The 17,996-nt window shown below is 73.1% G+C and carries 17 protein-coding genes; 10 read left to right on the top strand and 7 right to left on the bottom strand.

The window, feature by feature from the left end; translation table 11 throughout:
* Positions 1–13 precede the first annotated feature (13 nt).
* Entirely contained in the window at positions 14–877 is an 864-nt protein-coding gene (locus AB0H75_RS22975; protein WP_367799178.1) for an RNA polymerase sigma factor RpoD/SigA, read from the top strand.
* A gap of 167 nt (positions 878–1,044) precedes the next feature.
* Positions 1,045–1,440 (top strand): hypothetical protein, encoded by a 396-nt coding sequence (locus AB0H75_RS22970; RefSeq protein ID WP_367799176.1) that lies wholly within the window; start codon positions 1,045–1,047, stop codon positions 1,438–1,440.
* Positions 1,441–1,675: 235 nt separating this feature from the next.
* Here AB0H75_RS22970 and ilvD read toward each other — a convergent pair whose 3' ends face one another.
* Both ilvD and AB0H75_RS22960 read right to left on the bottom strand, forming a co-directional pair.
* Complete coding sequence (ilvD, locus tag AB0H75_RS22965; RefSeq protein ID WP_367799174.1) at positions 1,676–3,325, bottom strand: dihydroxy-acid dehydratase; 1,650 nt, start codon at positions 3,323–3,325, stop codon at positions 1,676–1,678.
* A 53-nt stretch (positions 3,326–3,378) separates the two neighbouring features.
* A complete protein-coding gene (locus AB0H75_RS22960) occupies positions 3,379–4,602 on the bottom strand; it encodes a saccharopine dehydrogenase family protein (RefSeq protein ID WP_367799173.1) in 1,224 nt (407 codons plus the stop codon).
* A 100-nt stretch (positions 4,603–4,702) separates the two neighbouring features.
* Between AB0H75_RS22960 and AB0H75_RS22955 the strand changes: the two genes are divergently transcribed.
* The 5 genes from AB0H75_RS22955 to AB0H75_RS22935 all read left to right on the top strand — a co-directional run bounded on the left by AB0H75_RS22955 (position 4,703) and on the right by AB0H75_RS22935 (position 7,455).
* Positions 4,703–5,401 (top strand): TetR/AcrR family transcriptional regulator, encoded by a 699-nt coding sequence (locus tag AB0H75_RS22955; RefSeq protein ID WP_367799171.1) that lies wholly within the window; start codon positions 4,703–4,705, stop codon positions 5,399–5,401.
* A gap of 9 nt (positions 5,402–5,410) precedes the next feature.
* Entirely contained in the window at positions 5,411–6,160 is a 750-nt protein-coding gene (locus AB0H75_RS22950) for a DNA-formamidopyrimidine glycosylase family protein (protein WP_367799169.1), read from the top strand.
* Complete coding sequence (locus tag AB0H75_RS22945; protein ID WP_367799167.1) at positions 6,108–6,551, top strand: hypothetical protein; 444 nt, start codon at positions 6,108–6,110, stop codon at positions 6,549–6,551. Before AB0H75_RS22950 ends, AB0H75_RS22945 begins: the two co-directional genes overlap by 53 nt.
* 180 nt (positions 6,552–6,731) lie before the next feature.
* Positions 6,732–7,100 (top strand): hypothetical protein, encoded by a 369-nt coding sequence (locus AB0H75_RS22940; RefSeq protein ID WP_367799726.1) that lies wholly within the window; start codon positions 6,732–6,734, stop codon positions 7,098–7,100.
* A complete protein-coding gene (locus AB0H75_RS22935) occupies positions 7,081–7,455 on the top strand; it encodes a VOC family protein (protein WP_367799165.1) in 375 nt (124 codons plus the stop codon). Before AB0H75_RS22940 ends, AB0H75_RS22935 begins: the two co-directional genes overlap by 20 nt.
* Positions 7,456–7,568: 113 nt before the next feature.
* On the opposite strand, the gene AB0H75_RS22930 is transcribed toward AB0H75_RS22935, so the two are convergent.
* The 5 genes from AB0H75_RS22930 to AB0H75_RS22910 form a co-directional block, all read right to left on the bottom strand.
* Positions 7,569–8,663: a hypothetical protein gene (locus AB0H75_RS22930; protein WP_367799163.1), complete on the bottom strand. Its 1,095-nt coding sequence runs from the start codon at positions 8,661–8,663 to the stop codon at positions 7,569–7,571.
* A 58-nt stretch (positions 8,664–8,721) separates the two neighbouring features.
* On the bottom strand, positions 8,722–9,180 hold the full coding sequence (locus AB0H75_RS22925; RefSeq protein ID WP_367799161.1) for a hypothetical protein: 459 nt from the start codon (positions 9,178–9,180) through the stop codon (positions 8,722–8,724).
* A 228-nt stretch (positions 9,181–9,408) separates the two neighbouring features.
* Entirely contained in the window at positions 9,409–11,955 is a 2,547-nt protein-coding gene (locus AB0H75_RS22920) for a Tex family protein (RefSeq protein ID WP_367799159.1), read from the bottom strand.
* A 27-nt stretch (positions 11,956–11,982) separates the two neighbouring features.
* Positions 11,983–13,146 (bottom strand): amidohydrolase, encoded by a 1,164-nt coding sequence (locus AB0H75_RS22915; protein WP_367799157.1) that lies wholly within the window; start codon positions 13,144–13,146, stop codon positions 11,983–11,985.
* Between the two features lie 62 nt (positions 13,147–13,208).
* Positions 13,209–13,643 (bottom strand): RpiB/LacA/LacB family sugar-phosphate isomerase, encoded by a 435-nt coding sequence (locus AB0H75_RS22910; RefSeq protein WP_367799155.1) that lies wholly within the window; start codon positions 13,641–13,643, stop codon positions 13,209–13,211.
* Between the two features lie 88 nt (positions 13,644–13,731).
* On the opposite strand from AB0H75_RS22910, the gene AB0H75_RS22905 reads away from it, so the two are divergent.
* From AB0H75_RS22905 to AB0H75_RS22895, 3 genes are read left to right on the top strand one after another with little or no spacing between them, the layout of a single operon-like run.
* The gene (locus tag AB0H75_RS22905) at positions 13,732–14,814 is read left to right on the top strand and encodes a DUF917 domain-containing protein (RefSeq protein ID WP_367799153.1); all 1,083 of its coding nucleotides are present in this window, start codon (positions 13,732–13,734) and stop codon (positions 14,812–14,814) included.
* On the top strand, positions 14,807–16,351 hold the full coding sequence (locus AB0H75_RS22900; RefSeq protein WP_367799151.1) for a hydantoinase/oxoprolinase N-terminal domain-containing protein: 1,545 nt from the start codon (positions 14,807–14,809) through the stop codon (positions 16,349–16,351). The genes AB0H75_RS22905 and AB0H75_RS22900 overlap by 8 nt, the downstream gene beginning before the upstream one ends.
* Before the next feature lie 22 nt (positions 16,352–16,373).
* Positions 16,374–17,993 (top strand): ABC transporter substrate-binding protein, encoded by a 1,620-nt coding sequence (locus tag AB0H75_RS22895; protein ID WP_367799149.1) that lies wholly within the window; start codon positions 16,374–16,376, stop codon positions 17,991–17,993.
* Positions 17,994–17,996: the final 3 nt, after the last annotated feature.

Raw genomic sequence — 17,996 nt, 5'->3', positions numbered from 1 at the left:
CGATCTGCTTGGTATGTACCTGGAACAGATCGGAAAGACCCCCCTGCTCTCCGCCGCGGACGAAGTCACCCTCGCCCGGCGGATCGAGGCGGGCTTGTACGCGAGCCATCTGATCGAGCGCGGCGCCGGCACGCCCGAGCTCGAACTGGTGGCGCTGGACGGACAGCGCGCCAAGGACCTGCTCATCAGGTCCAACCTGCGGCTGGTGGTGGCGACCGCGCGGCGCTACTCCTTCCGCGGGCTGCCCCTGCTCGACGTCATCCAGGAAGGCAATCTCGGGCTGATCCGGGCGGTGGAGAAGTTCGACTACCGCAAGGGCTACAAGTTCTCCACGTACGGGATGTGGTGGATCCGCCAGGCCATCGAGCGCGGCATCCACGACAAGAGCCGTACCGTGCGGCTGCCGGTCCACGTGGCCGAGGAGCTGTCGCGGCTGATCAGGGTGGAGCGCCGGCTCGCCACGGAGCTGGGCAGGGAGCCGACCGACGCCGAGCTGGCCGAGGCGGCCGAGCGCAGCCTGGCCCAGGTGGCCTCGTTGCGGGCGCTCGGCCAGGACATGGTCAGCCTGGACATCCCGGTCGGCGAGAACGGCGAGGGGCGCATCGGCGACATGATCGCCGACGATGACGGTCTCCAGGTGCAGGAGTGGGCCGAGCGCCGGGCCATGGTGGACGAGCTGCACCAGGTGGTGACGACGCTGCCGCCGCGCGAGCAGTTCGTCATCAGGCTGCGTTACGGGCTGAGCGGGCACGAGGCGCAGACGTACACGGAGATCGGCGCGCAGATGGGGCTGACCAGGGAGCGCATCCGGCAGTTGGAGAAGCAGGCGCTGAAGCGGCTGCGGCAGGGCGGGCCGCTCCTGGCGTGGGCGTCGTAGGGGGCAGGCGCGGCGGCATCGGACGGATAAAGCCGATATAAGCGGATAACCGTTTCGTATCGGATCATGGATGGTGAATGAGGACCTGTCCGAGATCAGGTAGTAGTCGGACAGGCACGAGTCGCTGCCGATAGGGGGAAGCGACGCTCACTCACCAGGGGGGAACCATGCTCAAGCGCCTTGCCGCCACGGCCTTAGCGGCCGCCGCCGCCACCACTCTCGTCGCGGCGCCCGCCGCCGCCTCGACGTCCTCGGCGCAGCTCATCAGGACCAAGAGCTACTGGGGGCACTGCGAGGACACCTGCAAGGTCAAGGTCCGCATCAAGAACATCTCGCGCAAGACGCTCTTCAACGTCAAGCTCAACGTCACGTTGAAGATCAACGGCAGGAAGGTCGGCTCCTGCTACGACTCCGTCGGCAGCATCGGCGCCTACCGGGTCCGCTACGCCGCCTGCACCGTGCGCACGGCCAGGCTGTCGAACGCGTGGGACGACTTCCAGGACTACGGCGGCCGGTACTACAAGTACGCCAGCACGTACGTGTCGTACAGGTACTACCGCTGAGCGGGAACGGGGGCCGGCGCCCGGCCGGCCCCCGCCCCGGGGCTCACGCGGTGACGAGGAGCGCGATCCCGATGAGCACGACGACCGGGACGAGCCACATCACGGCCTCGACGGCGAACTCCTTGTACATCGCGTAAGTCTCCTGTTCATGAGGGGACGCCCCCGGAAGGGAGGGCCCCGTAAGGGACGGCCTCGTAGGGGATGGCCGAAACGTCAATGCGCAGCATAGCCGTCGTCAAGCGGTGACCGCGCCGTCGGAGGCCGATCCGACGGTCCTGACGTACTTGGCCAGCACGCCCCGCTCGACCGCCCGCTCCGGCCGCCGCCACGCGGCCCGGCGCGCGGCCAGCTCCTCCTCCGGCACCAGCAGGTCCAGCGTCCCGGCGGCGCTGTCGATCACCACGGTGTCGCCGTCCCGGACCAGCGCGATCGGCCCGCCGTGGTGGGCCTCCGGCGTCACGTGCCCGATGACCAGCCCGTGCGAGACCCCGCTGAAGCGCCCGTCGGTGACCAGCGCCACGGACGCGCCCAGCCCGCGCCCGACCAGCGGCCCGGTGATCGAGAGCATCTCGCGCATGCCGGGGCCGCCCGCCGGGCCCTCGTAGCGGACCACGATGACGTCGCCCGCCACGATCCGGCCCGCCTGGATGGCGGCGTAGCAGTCGTTCTCGGAGTCGAAGACCCTGGCCCGGCCCTCGAACCTGAAGTCGTCCTTGCCGCCCAGCTTCAGCACGCAGCCGTCGGGCGCGAGCGAGCCGCGCAGGATCGCCAGCGCGCCGCGCGGCTTGAACGGCTGCGCCACGTCCGCCACGACCTGCTGCCCCGGGGTCTCCGCGGCCTGCGCGGCCACGTCGGCGAGCGTGCGGCCGTCCACCAGCGTGACGTCCTCGCGCAGCAGCCCGGCCTCCAGCAGCCGGCGCGCCACCAGCGAGGTGCCGCCCGCCCGCCACAGGTCGAGCGCCGTGTACGGGCCGCCGCTCGGCTTGAGCCCGGTGATGATCGGCACCCGCCGGCAGATCTCGCCGATCTCGTCGATCACCAGCGGCAGCCCGGCCTCGCGGGCGATGGCCAGCAGGTGCAGCACGGCGTTGGTGGAGCCGCCCATGGCCGCCACCGAGACGATCGCGTTGTGCAGGGCGTCCGCGGTGAGCACCCGGGACGGCCGGGCGTCGCGGGCCAGCGCCTGCATGGCGATCTCGCCCACCCGCCGGGCCGCGGCGTTCTTCTCCTCGGCCACGGCCGGGATGTCGCCGATCCCGAACGGCGCGAGGCCCAGGAAGTCCGCGACGCCGCCCATGGTGTTGGCGGTGTACTGGGCGGCGCAGGTGCCGGCGCCCGGACAGGCGTGCCGGGCCAGGTCGTCCAGGTCGGCCTGGTCCAGGCGGCCGACCTCGCGCTCGCCCAGCGCCTCCCACATGTCCTGGATGGTCACGTCCCGCCCGCGCCAGCGGCCCGGCATCATGGTGCCGCTGTAGAGCACCACGGACGGCACGTCCAGCCGGGCCAGCGCCATGATCGCGGCGGGCACGGTCTTGTCGCAGCCCACGATCGCGACCAGGGCGTCGAAGCCGTGCGCGCGCCCCATCAGCTCGATCGAGTCGGCGATGACCTCCCGGCTGACCAGGGACGCGCGCATGCCCGGCGTGTGCATGGTGAGGTTGTCGGAGACCGCGATGGTGTTGAACTCCATCGGCGTGCCGCCCGCCGCCCGCACCCCCTCGGCCACGTGCGCGGCCAGCTCGCGGTGGGTGAGGTTGCACGGCATGGTGCCGGTCCAGGTGGAGGCGATGCCCACCACGGGGCGGCGCATCTCCTCCTCCGACATGCCCATGGCGTACAGGTGGGATCGGGCGGGGGCGCGGTCGGGGTCGTCGGCGATGCTCACAGGGGGTTCCTCCGATGTACGGTTGTCGCCCCTTTATGATCCAGGACGCGCTCTCACTGCTCCCGCATGCCCCACGGTGAGCCGTACTCGACCAGCAGGTCCAGGAACGGGCGCGGCTCGAACGCCTCGGGCCCCAGCACGCCCGCGCCCTTCCACACGCCGTCGGCCAGCAGCTCCAGGGCGACCACCGGGTTGACGGCGGTCTGCCAGACGACGGCCTGGGAGCCGTACTCGCGCATCGACCACTGGTTGTCCACCACGTGGTACAGGTACACCTCGCGCGCCCGGCCGTCCTTGACGCCCTTCACCCAGGTTCCCGCGCAGGTCTTGCCGCGCATGCGCTCGCCCAGCGCGGCCGGGTCGGGCAGCACGGCGGCCACCACGTCGCGCGGGGCCACCTGGACGGTGCCGCCGCCCGCGCCGCGGACCGGGACCGGCTTCGTGCTGTCCACGCCGAGCGCGTGCAGGGTCTTGAGGGTGCCGATGAACTCCTCGCCGAGGCCGTACTTGAAGGTGACCCGGCCGGCGTCCACCCAGCGGGGGACCAGCAGGACCTCCTCGTGCTCGACGTTCACGCACTCGACCGGGCCGATGCCCTCGGGGAAGTCGAAGACCTCCGGCTCGCTGAACGGCTCGGTGGTGTACCAGCCGCGGTCCTTCTCGTAGATGACCGGCGGGTTGAGGCACTCCTCGATGGTGGTCCAGATGGAGAACGACGGGGCGAAGCCGTAGCCGTCCACGGTGAGGTTGGCGCCGTCGCGGATGCCGATCTCGTCGATCTCGTCGAACAACTCGTCGGCGGCGTAGCGGGCGAAGACGTCGGCCAGGCCGGGCTCCACGCCCATGCCGACCAGCGCCAGCCGGCCGGAGGCGGCCCACTGCGGGGCGCGGGCGAACTGCTCGTCGCCGAGCTTGACCCCCACCTCCTGGTACGGCCGCTCCGGATGCGGGCGGGACATCGACATCGCCATGTCCAGGTAGTCGGCCCCGGCCGCCAGCGCCGCGTCGAACAGCGGCAGCACGAAGCGCGGGTCGGTGGCGTTGAGCAGGACGTCGCAGCGGTGCTCGCGCAGCAGCGCGGTGACGGCGGCGCGGTCGGCGGCGTCCACCCTGACGGGGGTGAACCGGCCCGCCCGCTCGTCCAGCGCGGCGACGGCCGCCTTGGCGCGGGGGAGGTCGTAGTCGGCGACGACCATGTGATCGAAGAACGCGCGGCGGGCGGCGATCCGCGTGATGGCGGTTCCCACCCCGCCGGCTCCTACAAGAAGGATACGCATGACGAAAAATCCCCTTTAGACACTTTTGGGGGGCTGTGACGTTAATCCAACTCCACTAGGCTCATCAACGTCAATGCCGTTGGCATAAGGAGGGTGCGCGATGCCCAAGCGGGTGGTCCCGGAGACGGCACGCAGGCGGCGCCGGCCGACCAAGCAGGGGCAGGTCCTGACCCACGAGCTCATCGTCGAGACGGCGCTGCGCATGCTGCGCGAGCACGGCGCCGCCGGCCTCACCGCCCGCCGCCTCGGCCTGGCCCTGGGCGCCGACGCCAGCACCGTCTACCGGTACTTCCGCGGCATGGACGACCTGGTCCTGGCCATCGCCGACGAGCTGTTCGGGCAGGCGATGGAGGGCTGGGCGCCGACCGGCGACTGGCGGGCCGACCTGCGCGAGCTGGGGCTGCGCATCCACCACGCGTACCTGACGCACCCGCAGGCCGCCGTGCTGACCGCCAGCCGCGTCACCGGCCGCCCCAACGAGGTCGCCACCGACGAGATCATCCTCGGCGTCCTGCGCGGCGCCGGCTTCGCCGACGCCGACGCGGTCCGCATCTACCACGCCTTCATCGACCAGAGCCTGGCCTTCTCGATCCTGGACGCCGCCACCCTCGCCCTGCCCCCGGCCGCCAGGGAGGCCGACGAGGAGGTCTGGCGCGACACCTACGCCCGCCTGCCCGCCGCCACCCACCCCAACATCGCCGCCACCGCCCCGCTCCTGGTGGCCCGCATGAACGACAGCGCCTACCCGACCGCACTCGACATGCTCCTGTCCAGCGCGTCCGCCCAGCTCACGGGGTAGGGGACGGGTATGCCCGAAGGACATCTCATTCATCGTCACGCCGACGAGCAGCAGGCGGCGCTGGGCGGGCGCGTGGTCCGGGCGGCCGGCCCGCAGGGGCGCTTCGACGCGCGGCCCTACGACGGGCGCGTCCTGACCGGCGTGGAGGCCCTGGGCAAGCACCTGCTGTACCACTTCGAGGACGCGCCGGCGATCCACGTGCACCTGGGCATGCGGGGGATCTTCCTGCGCTACGACCCGGAGGCCCGGCCGCGCCCCGGGACGCGGCTGCGGCTGGCCGCCGGCGGGGCGGCCTTCGACCTCATCGCGCCCATCCAGTGCGAGCCGTACGGGCCGGAGGAGGAGGCCGCGCTGCGGGCCTCGCTCGGGCCCGACCCGCTGCGGGCGGACGCCTCCAGGGACGAGGCCGTGCGGCGGCTGACCGCCTTCCACGGGCCGGTCGGCGCGGCGGTCCTCGACCAGAAGGTGTGGGCGGGCATCGGCAACGCCTGGCGGGCGGAGCTGCTGTTCCTCGTCGGCCTGCATCCCGGCCTCCGCGACCCCGGCACCGAGCGGGCCGGGCGGCTGTGGGACGCGGCGGCGGCGTACCTCGCCCTGGGACGCGACGCCGGGCAGGTCGTCAGCGACCCGGACCACCCGGACGAGCGCTGGGTCTACAAGCGCGAGCACTGCCGCCGCTGTGGCACACCCATCCTGACCTGGCAGCTTGCCTCAAGGACCGCGTACGCGTGTCCTGTGGACCAACCGGGGGAGGGATGAGCACGCGGACGCACCGGCTGCTCGACATCCGGCGCATCCACCTCGGACCGGAGGCGGCCGAGCTGCCGCGCGGGTCGAGCGGTTCCGCGGCCTGCCCAACGCCAAGGCCGGCTTCGCCACCGAGTACGTCAACCGCGACCTGCTCGGCCGGAGGCGATCAGCGACGGTCATCTTCCTCGCCCACAGCGAACGGCTGCACGAGGTCCACCTGGGCCGGCACCCGAAGGCGGAGGAGGTGCTGTGGCGGCCGGAGTTGCAGCAGCCCAAACGCTTGCAGACCGGCGACTGGAACGTCCGCTACCGGGCCGGCCAGAAGGGCGGCTACGTCTCCGCGCTCACCGAGCTCGTCACGGCCGAGCTGCCGTACTGCCGCATCCGGTACGCCTTCTGACCGGTACGCCTGCTGACCGGTCCAGGACGTGGTTCGCCGGAAATGTTGGCTGATGCTCGCACATAGGCATAGGTATCCGAGCAAATAAGCCGATGAGGAGATCCACCATGGGAACCGCCCGTGGATGACGAACGGCTGGCCAAGTTCGAGGCCGCCTACAACCGGGCCTACGGCCCGATCATGGCCTACGCCGCCCGGCGCTGCGAGGTGCCGCAGGACGCCGCCGACGTGGTGGCGGAGACCTTCACCGTCGCCTGGCGCCGGGTGGACGAGCTGCCGGAGGGCGCCGAGGCCACCCTCTGGTTGTACGGCGTGGCACGCAAGAGCTCGGCGCGGAGCCGGGCCGTGGCCTCGTCCAGTTCCTGCGGATCCGCCTCGGGATCGACGACACTCAGCCGCAGCCGCGTCGAACCACTGTCCACGAGCCACCCCCCGCGAGCCGAACGTGCCCGCCGTGGGTTATTCGCGAGGAGAGTCATCCGTGTTTCGCGCCGAGCACCGTGTCCGGCTGAATGGGTAAGGGTGTGGCATGGCGTGCAGAATCAGTGAATTGGTAATGGATTGTCGGGATCCCGAGCGGCTGGCGGCGTTCTGGTGCGAAGTGCTCGGCTACCAGGTGATCGGCCGCGAGGACGGGGACGTGGAGATCGGGCCGGAGGCGGGCTTCGGCGGCCTCCAGCCGACCATCATCCTCAGCCGTACCGACGAGCCGAAGACGGGCAAGCTCCGGCTGCACATCGACGTCAACCCGACCGACCGCGACCAGGACGAGGAGCTGAAACGGCTGCTCGCCGCGGGCGCGCGGCCCGCGGACGTGGGGCAGACGGGAGAGGAGAGCTGGCACGTCCTGACCGACCCCGAGGGCAACGAGTTCTGCCTGCTGCGCCGGCGACTGGACGACTGACGACGGCCATCGCGGATTCCGGCCGGCGCGGATTCCGGCGGGCGCGAGGTTCCGGCGGGCACGGATCCCGTCCGGCGCGGATCCCGGCCGGCGCGGATCCCGGCCGGCGGCGGTCAGCGCAGGCGGCCCAGTGCCAAGCGCTTGCCGAGGCCGGCCAGGGAGTCGTCGGCCATGAGGGCCGGCAGGCGCGGGGCGTCCTCGTCGATCCGGCGCAGTACCGCCGGCTGGTCGCCGCTGAAGCGCGTCCAGGCGCGCAGCACCTCCGGCATGGCGGCCACCGCCTCCTCCGACAGGATCGCCTCGCGCGGCAGCCACGAGGTGAGCAGCTGCGAGACCCGGGCCGGGCTCCACCACAGCGGCCGGTCCCCGACGAACTCCTTCAGCTTCTCGAACGCCTCCCGCGCCCCCGGCAGGTCCGGCAGGTCCGTGAACCGCTCGGCCGCGTCGTCACCGGGACCGCGGACGAGACCGGGCACGCTCCACGCCCGCGCCACGGCCAGCGGGCGGACCCCGGGCAGCGTGTCGGCCACCGCCGCCCCGAGAAGGCGCTCACCCAGCTCGAACGCGTCCAGCACCCGGCCCGCGACCACTCCCGGCTCGGCGGCGGCCAGCCCCAGGTCGTCGAGGAACTTCAGCTCCTCCACCAGGGCGTCCACGGCGAGGCCGCCGTGCGGCTGGTCGATGCCGACGACCAGAAGGTGCGGCTCCTTGCCGTTCTCGTAGCGGAAGCCGAGGGCCGCGAGGACCTGCTCGCCGTACGGGTCGGCCTTGCCGTACCAGGCGTCCTCGCACACCACCCGGCCCATGCGCGCGGCCCACCCGGGCAGGGAGTCCAGCACCCCGTCGGCACCCCGCCGATACACCGCCGCCACCCGCCCGGCCGCCTCCGCGCCCGGCTCGTGCGTCCCCACGCCCGGCTCGTGCGTCCCCGCTCCCGGGTCGTGCGTCCCCGCTCCCGGCTCGGCCGTCTCCGCGGCCGGGACGGCCGTTCCCGCGACGGGCTCGGGGTGGACGGCCGCCAGTGCCGCGAGCGTCAGCCGGGCCTCCGCACCGCCGTCCTCGGCCAGCTCCCGCAGGAACGGCTCCACCTGCTCCGGCTCCAGGGAGGCGGCCAGCCGGGCCGCCCAGAGCTCGGTCCGGAGGGGGGAGTGCCATCTGAGCAGGTCGCGAGCCTGGGCGACCGCCGTGCTGAACGCTGAAGTGCTCACCCTCCGACCGTAACGCCCCGGCCCACGACCCGGGCACCGGGCCGCCCCGCTCGGACGCTCACCTCTCGTCGTCGCCCATCGGCCAGAACCGGATCTTCAGCAGGCTGAAGCTGACCAGCTCCACCGGGAACTCCTCGTGGCCGAGCGCCTTGCGGTGGACGCCGACGTTCCAGGTGGCGCCGGGGCGGCCGAGCTCGAACTCCGGGCCGTGACGCGTGCCCCCGCCGTGGCCGCTCACGGCGAACACCCGTCCCGACCCGATGCGGACACGGCCGGTCCAGGTCCGGTCGTAGGAGCCGGGTGGCGGGGGCGGGGGCGGGCCGTCCCAGAGCTCGAACTTGAGCCGGCACCTCTCGCTCGGCTCCTCGATCTGGATGCCGTTGTCACCGGCGCCGACCCAGCCGCTCGGGTCCGTGGGGATCTCAGGGAGGTGCCACGTCTCCTCGACGTCCGAGATGCCGTAGAGGTGCCTGTCGATCTCGTGCGGGTGCAGGAGCTCGGCGATGAGACCGGCCAACGGGGCTCCTCGTCCCGGACGGCCGCCCCTCGGAGGGAGGCGGCCGCCCGGCTCGGTGGTCGTTCAGCGGTTGCCGTTCGGCTCGGTGGTCGTTCAGCGGTTGCCGCCCGGCTCGGTGGTCGTTCGGCGGTGGCCGTTCGGCGGGCTGGCCGTTCAGCGGTGGTCGTTCAGCGGTGGTCGTTCAGCGGTGGTCGTTCGGCTGGGTGGCCGTTCTTGGTGGTGGTCGTGCTAGCGGATGCCGCCGTCGGTGAGGCCGGCCTTGCGGAGGGCCTCGGCCATGGCGCCCGTCGGTGCCGGGCTGCCCTGACGCCGCTGGCCGCCGCCGCGCTGGCCGTCACCGCGGCCCCGCCCGCCGTTGCCACCGCCGCCGTTGCCGTTGCCGCGCTGGCCGTCGCCGCGCCCGCCCTGGCCCCGGCCGCCCTCGCCCTGACCCCGGCCCTGGCCGCGCGCGCCGTCGCCGCCACGTGCCCCGTCGCCGCGTGCCCCGTCGCCACGCGCGCCGTCACCGCGCGCCCCCTCACCGCGACCGCCTTGGCCCCGGCCGCGCCCGCCGCCGTCGCGCCCGCCGCCGCCGTCGCGCCCGCCGTTCGAGCGGCGGGCGCCGTCGCCCGGCGCGCCGCCCTGGCCGGCGGCGAGGTCGTCCTCCAGGCGCAGCGTCAGGGAGATGCGCTTGCGCGGGATGTCGACGTCCAGCACCTTGACCCGGACGATGTCGCCCGGCTTGACCACGTCGCGCGGGTCCTTGACGAACGTGCGCGACATGGCCGACACGTGCACCAGGCCGTCCTGGTGGACGCCGACGTCGACGAAGGCGCCGAAGGCGGCGACGTTCGTGACCACGCCCTCCAGGATCATCCCGGCGGACAGGTCGGAGATCTTCTCGACGCCCTCCTTGAAGGTGGCGGTCTTGAAGGCGGGACGCGGGTCGCGGCCCGGCTTCTCCAGCTCGCGCAGGATGTCGGTGACCGTCGGCAGGCCGAAGGTGTCGTCGGTGAAGTCGCCGGGACGCAGCGAGCGCAGCGCCGCCGTGTTGCCGATCAGCGACTTGAGGTCGGTCTTGACGGTGCTGAGGATGCGGCGCACCACCGGGTAGGACTCGGGGTGCACGCTCGACACGTCGAGCGGGTCGTCGCCGCCGCGGATGCGCAGGAAGCCCGCGCACTGCTCGAACGCCTTGGGCCCGAGCCGCGGCACCTCCTTCAGCGCCGTGCGCGTACGGAAGGGGCCGTTGGCGTCGCGGTGCCTGACGATGCTCTCGGCCAGCGTGGCGCCGATGCCGGACACGCGGGTGAGCAGCGGCGCCGAGGCGGTGTTGACGTCCACGCCGACCGCGTTGACGCAGTCTTCGACCACCGCGTCCAGCGAGCGCGACAGCTTGGTCTCGGCGAGGTCGTGCTGGTATTGGCCGACGCCGATCGACTTGGGGTCGATCTTGACCAGCTCGGCCAGCGGATCCTGCAGCCGGCGGGCGATGGAGACGGCGCCGCGCAGCGACACGTCGAGGTCGGGCAGCTCCTGCGAGGCGTAGGCCGAGGCGGAGTAGACCGACGCGCCCGCCTCCGACACCACGATCTTCGTCAGCCCCGGCATGAGCTTGCACAGCTCGCCGGCCAGCTTGTCGGTCTCGCGGGAGGCGGTGCCGTTGCCGATGGCGATCAGCTCGACCCCGTGCCGCTGCGCGAGCGCGCCGAGCACGGCCAGCGACTGGTCCCACTGCCGCTTGGGCTCGTGGGGGTAGATGGTGGCGGTGTCGACGACCTTGCCGGTGGCGTCGACCACGGCGACCTTCACGCCGGTGCGCAGGCCGGGGTCGAGCCCCATCGTCGTACGGGTGCCGGCGGGCGCGGCCAGCAGCAGGTCGCGCAGGTTGGCGGCGAACACCCGCACCGCTTCGTCCTCGGCCGCCTGCCACAGCCGCATGCGCAGGTCGATGCCCAGGTGGACGAGGATGCGGGTGCGCCAGGCCCAGCGCACGGTCTCGGTCAGCCACTTGTCGGCCGGGCGGCCCTGGTCGGAGATGCCGAACCGGGAGGCGATGCGCAGCTCGTAGTCGGGGCTGTCGTCGGGCTCCAGCGTGACGCTGAGGATCTCCTCCTTCTCGCCCCTGAACATCGCCAGGACGCGGTGGGAAGGCAGCTTGGTGAACGGCTCGCCGAACTCGAAGTAGTCGGAGAACTTGGCCCCCGCCTCCTCCTTGCCCTCGCGCACCTTCGACGTCAGCCGCCCGCGCTGCCAGAGCTGCTCGCGCAGGCCGCCGATGAGGTCGGCGTCCTCGGCGAAGCGCTCGATGAGGATGGCGCGCGCGCCCTCCAGCGCCGCGCCCGCGTCGGCGACGCCCTCGGTGACGAAGCCCGCGGCCGTGGCGGCCGGGTCGAGCGTGGGGTCGGCGAGGAGCTGGTCGGCCAGCGGCTCCAGCCCCAGCTCGCGGGCGATCTGCGCCTTGGTGCGCCGCTTGGGCTTGTAGGGCAGGTAGATGTCCTCGAGCCGGGCCTTGGTCTCGGCCGCCATGATCTGCTCGCGCAGCGCGTCGTCGAGCTTGCCCTGGGACTCGATGGACTCCAGGATCGCGGTGCGGCGCTCCTCCAGCTCGCGCAGGTAGCGCAGCCGCTCCTCCAGCGTGCGCAGCTGCGCGTCGTCGAGCGCGCCGGTGGCCTCCTTGCGGTATCGCGCGATGAACGGCACGGTGGCGCCGCCGTCGAGCAGCTCGACCGCCGCCTGCACCTGCCCGTCGCGTACGCCGAGCTCCGTGGCGATCCGCTGGTGAATAGAGAGCACTTGCCTGCCTTTCGATGGTCCCGCCGGTCAATTGTGCAGGACTACGCCGTCTTTCATGACCAGAGTGCGCGCAGGGTGAACGACCACCGCCTCCGCCGGGCCGCCGCACGGCAGCACGACGAGGTCGGCCCGGTCGCCGGGAGCCAGGCCGTAGCCGTCGAGCCCGAGCAGCCTGGCCCCGCCGTAGGTGGCCGCGTGCAGCGCCAGCTCGATGTCGTCGTCCCTGCGGAAGGTGCTGCGGTAGGCCACGTGCATGGCCCGCTCCAGCATGTCGCCGCTGCCGTACGGCCCCCACAGGTCGCGGATGCCGTCGTGCCCGCAGGCGAGCGTGACCCCCGCCGCGCGCAGCCGCTTGACCGGCGGCACAGGGAAGCTGTAGACCGCCGCCGTGACCAGCGCGACGCCGGCCTCCGCCAGCCCCTCCACCAGGCGGCCCTGGTGGGCCTCGTCGAGCTGGCCCAGCGCGTACGCGTGGCTCACCGCCACCCGCCCGCCCAGCCCCAGCGCCCGGGTGCGCTCGATGATCAGCTCCAGCTCCCAGCCGCCCAGCGTGCCGCCGTCGTGCAGGTGGATGTCGACCCTGGCGCCGTAACGCTCGGCCAGGCCGAAGATCACGTCGAGGGAGCGCACCGGATCGCGGTCGATGCCCGCCGGATCGAGCCCGCCCACCGCCTCCACGCCGCTCTTCAGCGCCTCCTCCAGCAGCTCGGCCGTGCCGGGGTTGGTCAGCAGGCCGTGCTGCGGGAAGGCGACCTGGGACACCTCGACCGGCACGCGGGCGGCGGCCTCGCGCACGGCCTCGACGCCGCGCAGGCCCACCCGCGGATCGATGTCGGTGTGGGTGCGCACGTGCGTGGTGCCGGCCGCGCTCATGCGCCCCAGCAGCGCGGCGATGCGCCCGGGGTCGGGCACGCCCAGCTCGGCCCGGCGGCCGAGGTCGTTGCCGATGCGGCCGGCCAGGGTGTCGTCGGCGGAGTGGGGCACCCAGGGGCCGCCGTACAGGGTCTTGTCGAGGTGGCAGTGCGCCTCGACCAGGCCGGGCAGCACGAGCTGCCCGGTGACGTCGGCCACCTGGGCGCCGGGCGCCGCCAGGCCCGGCCCGACCTGCTGGATCAGGCCGTCGCTGACGAGGATGTCGGCGGGGGAGCCGAGCCCCCACGGGAGCCCGCCGCGGAGCAGCACGTCGGTCATGCCAGCACCCTAGACGCCGGGACCGACGATTTCCCTGCCCCCCGGGGTCACACGCCCGCCCGTCAGATCTCTTCCAGATGGGCGATGTTGGCCGCGTCGGCGGGGTCGGCGCTGGGCCGGCCGGCGAACCAGGCGTCCAGGATCTCGTCGAGCACCACGTCGGAGGTGAGCCGCAGGCTCAGGGCCAGCACGTTGGCGTCGTTCCACTTGCGGGCGCCGCCGGCGGTGTAGGCGTCGACGCAGAGGGCGGCGCGCACGCCGGGCACCTTGTTGGCGGCGATCGAGGCGCCGGTGCCGGTCCAGCAACACACGACCGCCTGGTCGGCGCGGCCCTCGGCGACGTCTCTGGCGGCCAGCTCGCAGGCCCACGCCCAGTCGTCGCGCTCGCCGTCGTCGAGCGCGCCGTGCGCGACGACCTCGTGGCCGCGCCTGCGCAGCTCCGCCACCACCCGCTCGGCCACGCCGTCCTTGCTGTCGGCGGCCACTGAGATCCGCATGGCCCCACCCTAACCGGCGGCACGCATGCCCGCCCGGCGCGTGCCGGACTGGCGGAATGAGCGCCTATGTGGTTGGTTGTGTCGCCAAATGAGCATTGATGTAAGCGACATCCCGGCCCTCGCCCGTGGCTGCGCCGTCCTGGGCACCGGCGGCGGGGGCGACGTCCGCACCGGGTCCCTGGCCGCGGTCCGGGCCATCCGCGCGTACGGCCCCGTCCCGCTGGTCGGCCTGGCCGACCTCCCCGACGACGCGCTGGTGGTGCCGCTGTCCGGCATCGGCGCGCCGACCGTCAGCCACGAGATGATCCACGGCGAGGACGAGCCCAGGCGCGTCGCCGAGGAGGTCGAGCGCCTCTTCGGCCGCCCGCCGGCCGCGGTCATGTCCTCCGAGATCGGCGGCTCCAACGGCGTCGCCCCGGTGGCCTGGGCCGCCCGGCTCGGCCTGCCGCTGCTCGACGCCGACGGCATGGGCCGCGCCTTCCCCGAGGTCCAGATGGTCTCCATGTACGTGGCGGGCCTGCCGGCCGACCTGGTGATCATGTCCGACGTGCAGGGCAACGTGGTCACCATCCGCCCGGTGGACGGCCTGTGGTCCGAGCGCCTGGCCAGGGCGGTGTGCGTGGCGGCCGGCTCGTCCGCGCTGATGGCCGACTACGTGCTCCCGGCCGCCGCCGCCCGGGGCGCGGTCATCGAGGGCACGGTCACGTACGCGCTGGAGGTCGGCCGCGCCACCGAGGGCGCCCCCGACCCGCTGCGCGCCCTCCAGGACCGGCTCGGCGCCGCCCGCCTGGTCACCGGCAAGCTGACCGACGTGGAGCGGCGCACCACGGGCGGCTTCGTCCGCGGCACGGCCACGGTCGAGGGCACCGGCGCCGACCGGGGCCGCACGCTCACGCTGGAGCTGCAGAACGAGAACCTGGTCGCCGTCGAGCACGGCCGCCCGCTCGCGTTGGTGCCCGACCTGATCACGGTCGTGGACACCGAGACGGCCGCGGCGATCCAGACCGAGGCCCTGCGCTACGGCCAGCGCGTGACGGTGCTGGCCTGGCCGTGCGACCCCCTCTGGCGCACCCCCAAGGGCCTGGAGACCGCCGGCCCGCGGGCCTTCGGGTACGACCTGGACTACGTCCCCGTCGAGGAGCTGGCCGAGGAGCTGACGGCGCATGGCTGACGCTGACCTGCGGATCGGGATCGACGTCGGCGGCACCAACACCGACGCCGTGGTGCTCGACCCGGCCGGCCGGGTGATCGCCAAGGCCAAGCGCCCGACCACCCCCGACGTCACGGAGGGGCTGCGGGCCGCCCTCGACGCGGTGCTGGCCGAGCTGGAGGAGCCGGGGGAGCGCGTCGCCCGCGTCATGCTGGGCACCACGCACGCCACCAACGCCGTCCTGGAGCGGCGCGGCCTCGGCCGCGTGGCCGTGCTGCGGCTCGGCGCGCCCGCCACGACCAGCGTCCCCCCGCTCACCGGCTGGCCGGACGACCTGCGCAAGGCCGTCTCGGCGGGCGAGGCCGTCCTGCCCGGCGGCCACTACGTGGACGGCCGCGAGCTGGCCCCGCCCGCCCTGGACGCGGTGCGCCGCTTCCTCGACGGCGCCGGGGCGGAGGCGGTGGCGGTCACCGGCGTCTTCAGCCCGGCAAGCGGCGAGCACGAGCGGCTGGTGGGCGAGCTGATCAGGGACGAGTACGGCCTGCCGGTCTCGCTCAGCCACGAGATCGGCTCGCTGGGCCTGCTGGAGCGCGAGAACGCGACCGTGCTCAACGCCGCGCTGTACGGGGTCGCCGCCCACGTGACCGGAGCGCTGACCGCCGCCCTGGCCGAGCGCGGCCTCGGCGCCCGCCCGTACCTGGCGCAGAACGACGGCACGCTGATGACGCTGGAGCACGCCGCCCGCCTGCCGGTCGCCACGATCGGCTCGGGGCCGGCGAACTCGCTGCGCGGCGCGGCGTACCTGTCGGGCGCGGCCGACGCGATCGTCGTGGACGTCGGCGGCACCTCCACGGACCTCGGCGTGCTGTCGGGCGGGTTCCCCCGCGAGTCGGCCGCGGCGGTCGAGATCGGCGGCGTGCTCACCAACTTCCGCATGCCGGACATCCTGGCCATCGCGCTCGGCGGCGGCACGGTGGTGCGCGAGCGGGGCCTCGGCCCCGACTCGGTCGGCTACCGCATCACCGAGGAGGCCCTGGTCTTCGGCGGCGGCACGGCGACGATGACCGACGCCGCCGTGGCCGCCGGCCGCACCCCGCCGCACGCGCCCGGCTGGCGGGTTGACACCTCGGAAACAATCGCCGACATCCTGCAAAGGGCGGTGGCGGCCGCGGACGGGATGATCGCCGACGCCGTGGACAGGATGGCGCTCGGCCGGGCCGGCCGGCCGCTGGTCGCGGTGGGGGGCGGGGCGTTCGTGCTGCCGGCCCGGGTGCCCGGCGCGGGCGAGGTGGTCCGCCCGGAGCACGCCGAGGTGGCCAACGCCGTCGGCGCCGCGATCGCGCTGGCGAGCGGCAGAGTCGATACGATCTTGCCTGCGGGAGATAGCCGGTCGAAGGCCATCGAAAGGGCCAAGGAGGAGGCGGCGGCACGGGCCGTGGCGGCAGGGGCCGACCCGTCCCTCGTGGAGATCGTCGATCTCCTGGAGGTGCCGCTGAGCTACCTCTCCGAGCCCGCCGTACGGGTACACGTCAAAGCCGCCGGACCCCTCGCCCGGTGACAGACCGAAAGGATCCCCCACCATGCGCTGGCACAAGCGTCTGCTCGTCGCCGGGGCCGCCGCTCTCCTGGGGCTGACCGCGTCCGCCTGCGCGGGCGGCCAGGTGCGCGGCGCCGGCGGCACGCCCGCCCCCCGGGAGGGCGCCACCGGCCAGGGCACCACCGGCCAGAGCGCGAAGAGCAACGACAGCACGTTCGTGTACGTGCCGAACCTCGACGTCGTCACCGACTGGGACCCGGCCACCTCCTACTCCAACGAGATCGTCGCCCTGTCCAACATCTACGAGGGCCTGACCAGGTACAACTCCGAGACCCGCAAGGCCGAGCCGCGCCTGGCGCTCAAGTGGAGCTCGGCGGCGGGCGGCAAGGAGTGGACCTTCGAGCTGCGCCCCGGCGTGCGGTTCCACTCCGGCGCCCCGCTCACGGCCGAGGCCGCCAAGAAGGCCATCGAGCGCACGATCGACAAGAAGGGCGGCGCGGCCTACATCTGGAGCGCCGTGGACACCATCGACGCCGTGGGCGACACGACGCTGAAGTTCACCCTCAAGTACCCGGCCCCGCTCGACCTCGTCGCCTCCTCCGCCTACGCCGCCTACATCTACGACGTGGACGCCGTGGACCCCGACGGCAAGAAGGACGGCGGCACCGGCCCGTACACGATCGACTCCTGGCAGAAGGGCAAGGAGACCGAGCTGACGCTGAAGGCGTTCGACGGCTACTGGGGCGGCTGGAAGCCCGAGCAGTACAAGAAGGTCGCCTTCCGCGTCACCCCGGAGATCACCACGGCCTGGCAGCTCCTGCAGAAGGGCGAGGTCAGCTTCGTCCAGCGCCTCAACCCGCAGCTCTTCCAGCAGGCCGGCGCGACGGAGAACGTGCGTACCTCGCAGTCGCCGTCGTTCCAGAACCTGCTCGTGCTGTTCAACACCGCCTCCGGCCCGGCCAGGGACGAGCGGGTGCGCCGGGCGCTGCAGGCGGCCATCGACTACGACGGCCTGGTGGCCGCGCTCAAGGGCTCGGGGCAGAAGGCCAGCGGCCTGGTGCCGGAGGGCCTGCTCGGCCACGTCCCCGGCATGCAGCCCAAGCAGGACCTGGCCAGGGCCCAGCAGCTCCTGGAGGAGGCCGGCTACGGGCCCGACAACCCCGAGCTCAAGCTCACCCTCACCTACGCGCAGGGCGACGAGGACCAGAAGCTGCTGGTCACGCTGCTCAGCTCGGCCCTGCGCAAGCTCAACGTCACGCTCCAGGCCCGGCCCATGACCTGGAACGCGCAGTGGGACCTGGGCAAGAAGAAGGGCCAGGACATCTTCGTCATGTACTGGTACCCGGACTACCCGGACGCCTACTCGTGGTTCCTCAACGTCTTCAGGAGCACCAAGGAGCCGCAGCTCAACCTGTCGTACCTGAAGGACGACCAGATCGACGCGGCCATCGACTCGCTGCCCGAGCTGACGGCCACCAACCAGGTCAAGGCGGACGAGACCTACCAGGACCTGCAGAAGAAGATCATCGAGGAGCGGGCGGCGGTGGCGGTGCCGTACGTGCAGACCTACCAGCGGGCCTTCGCGGCCGACGTCCAGGGCTACGTGGACAACCCGGCCTACCCCAACGTGGTCTTCTTCCACGACCTGAAGCGCGCAGCCTGATTC

Source organism: Nonomuraea sp. NPDC050783, from assembly GCF_040802095.1.
Classification (GTDB): domain Bacteria; phylum Actinomycetota; class Actinomycetes; order Streptosporangiales; family Streptosporangiaceae; genus Nonomuraea.
This window is presented reverse-complemented; position numbering and strand designations above follow the sequence as displayed.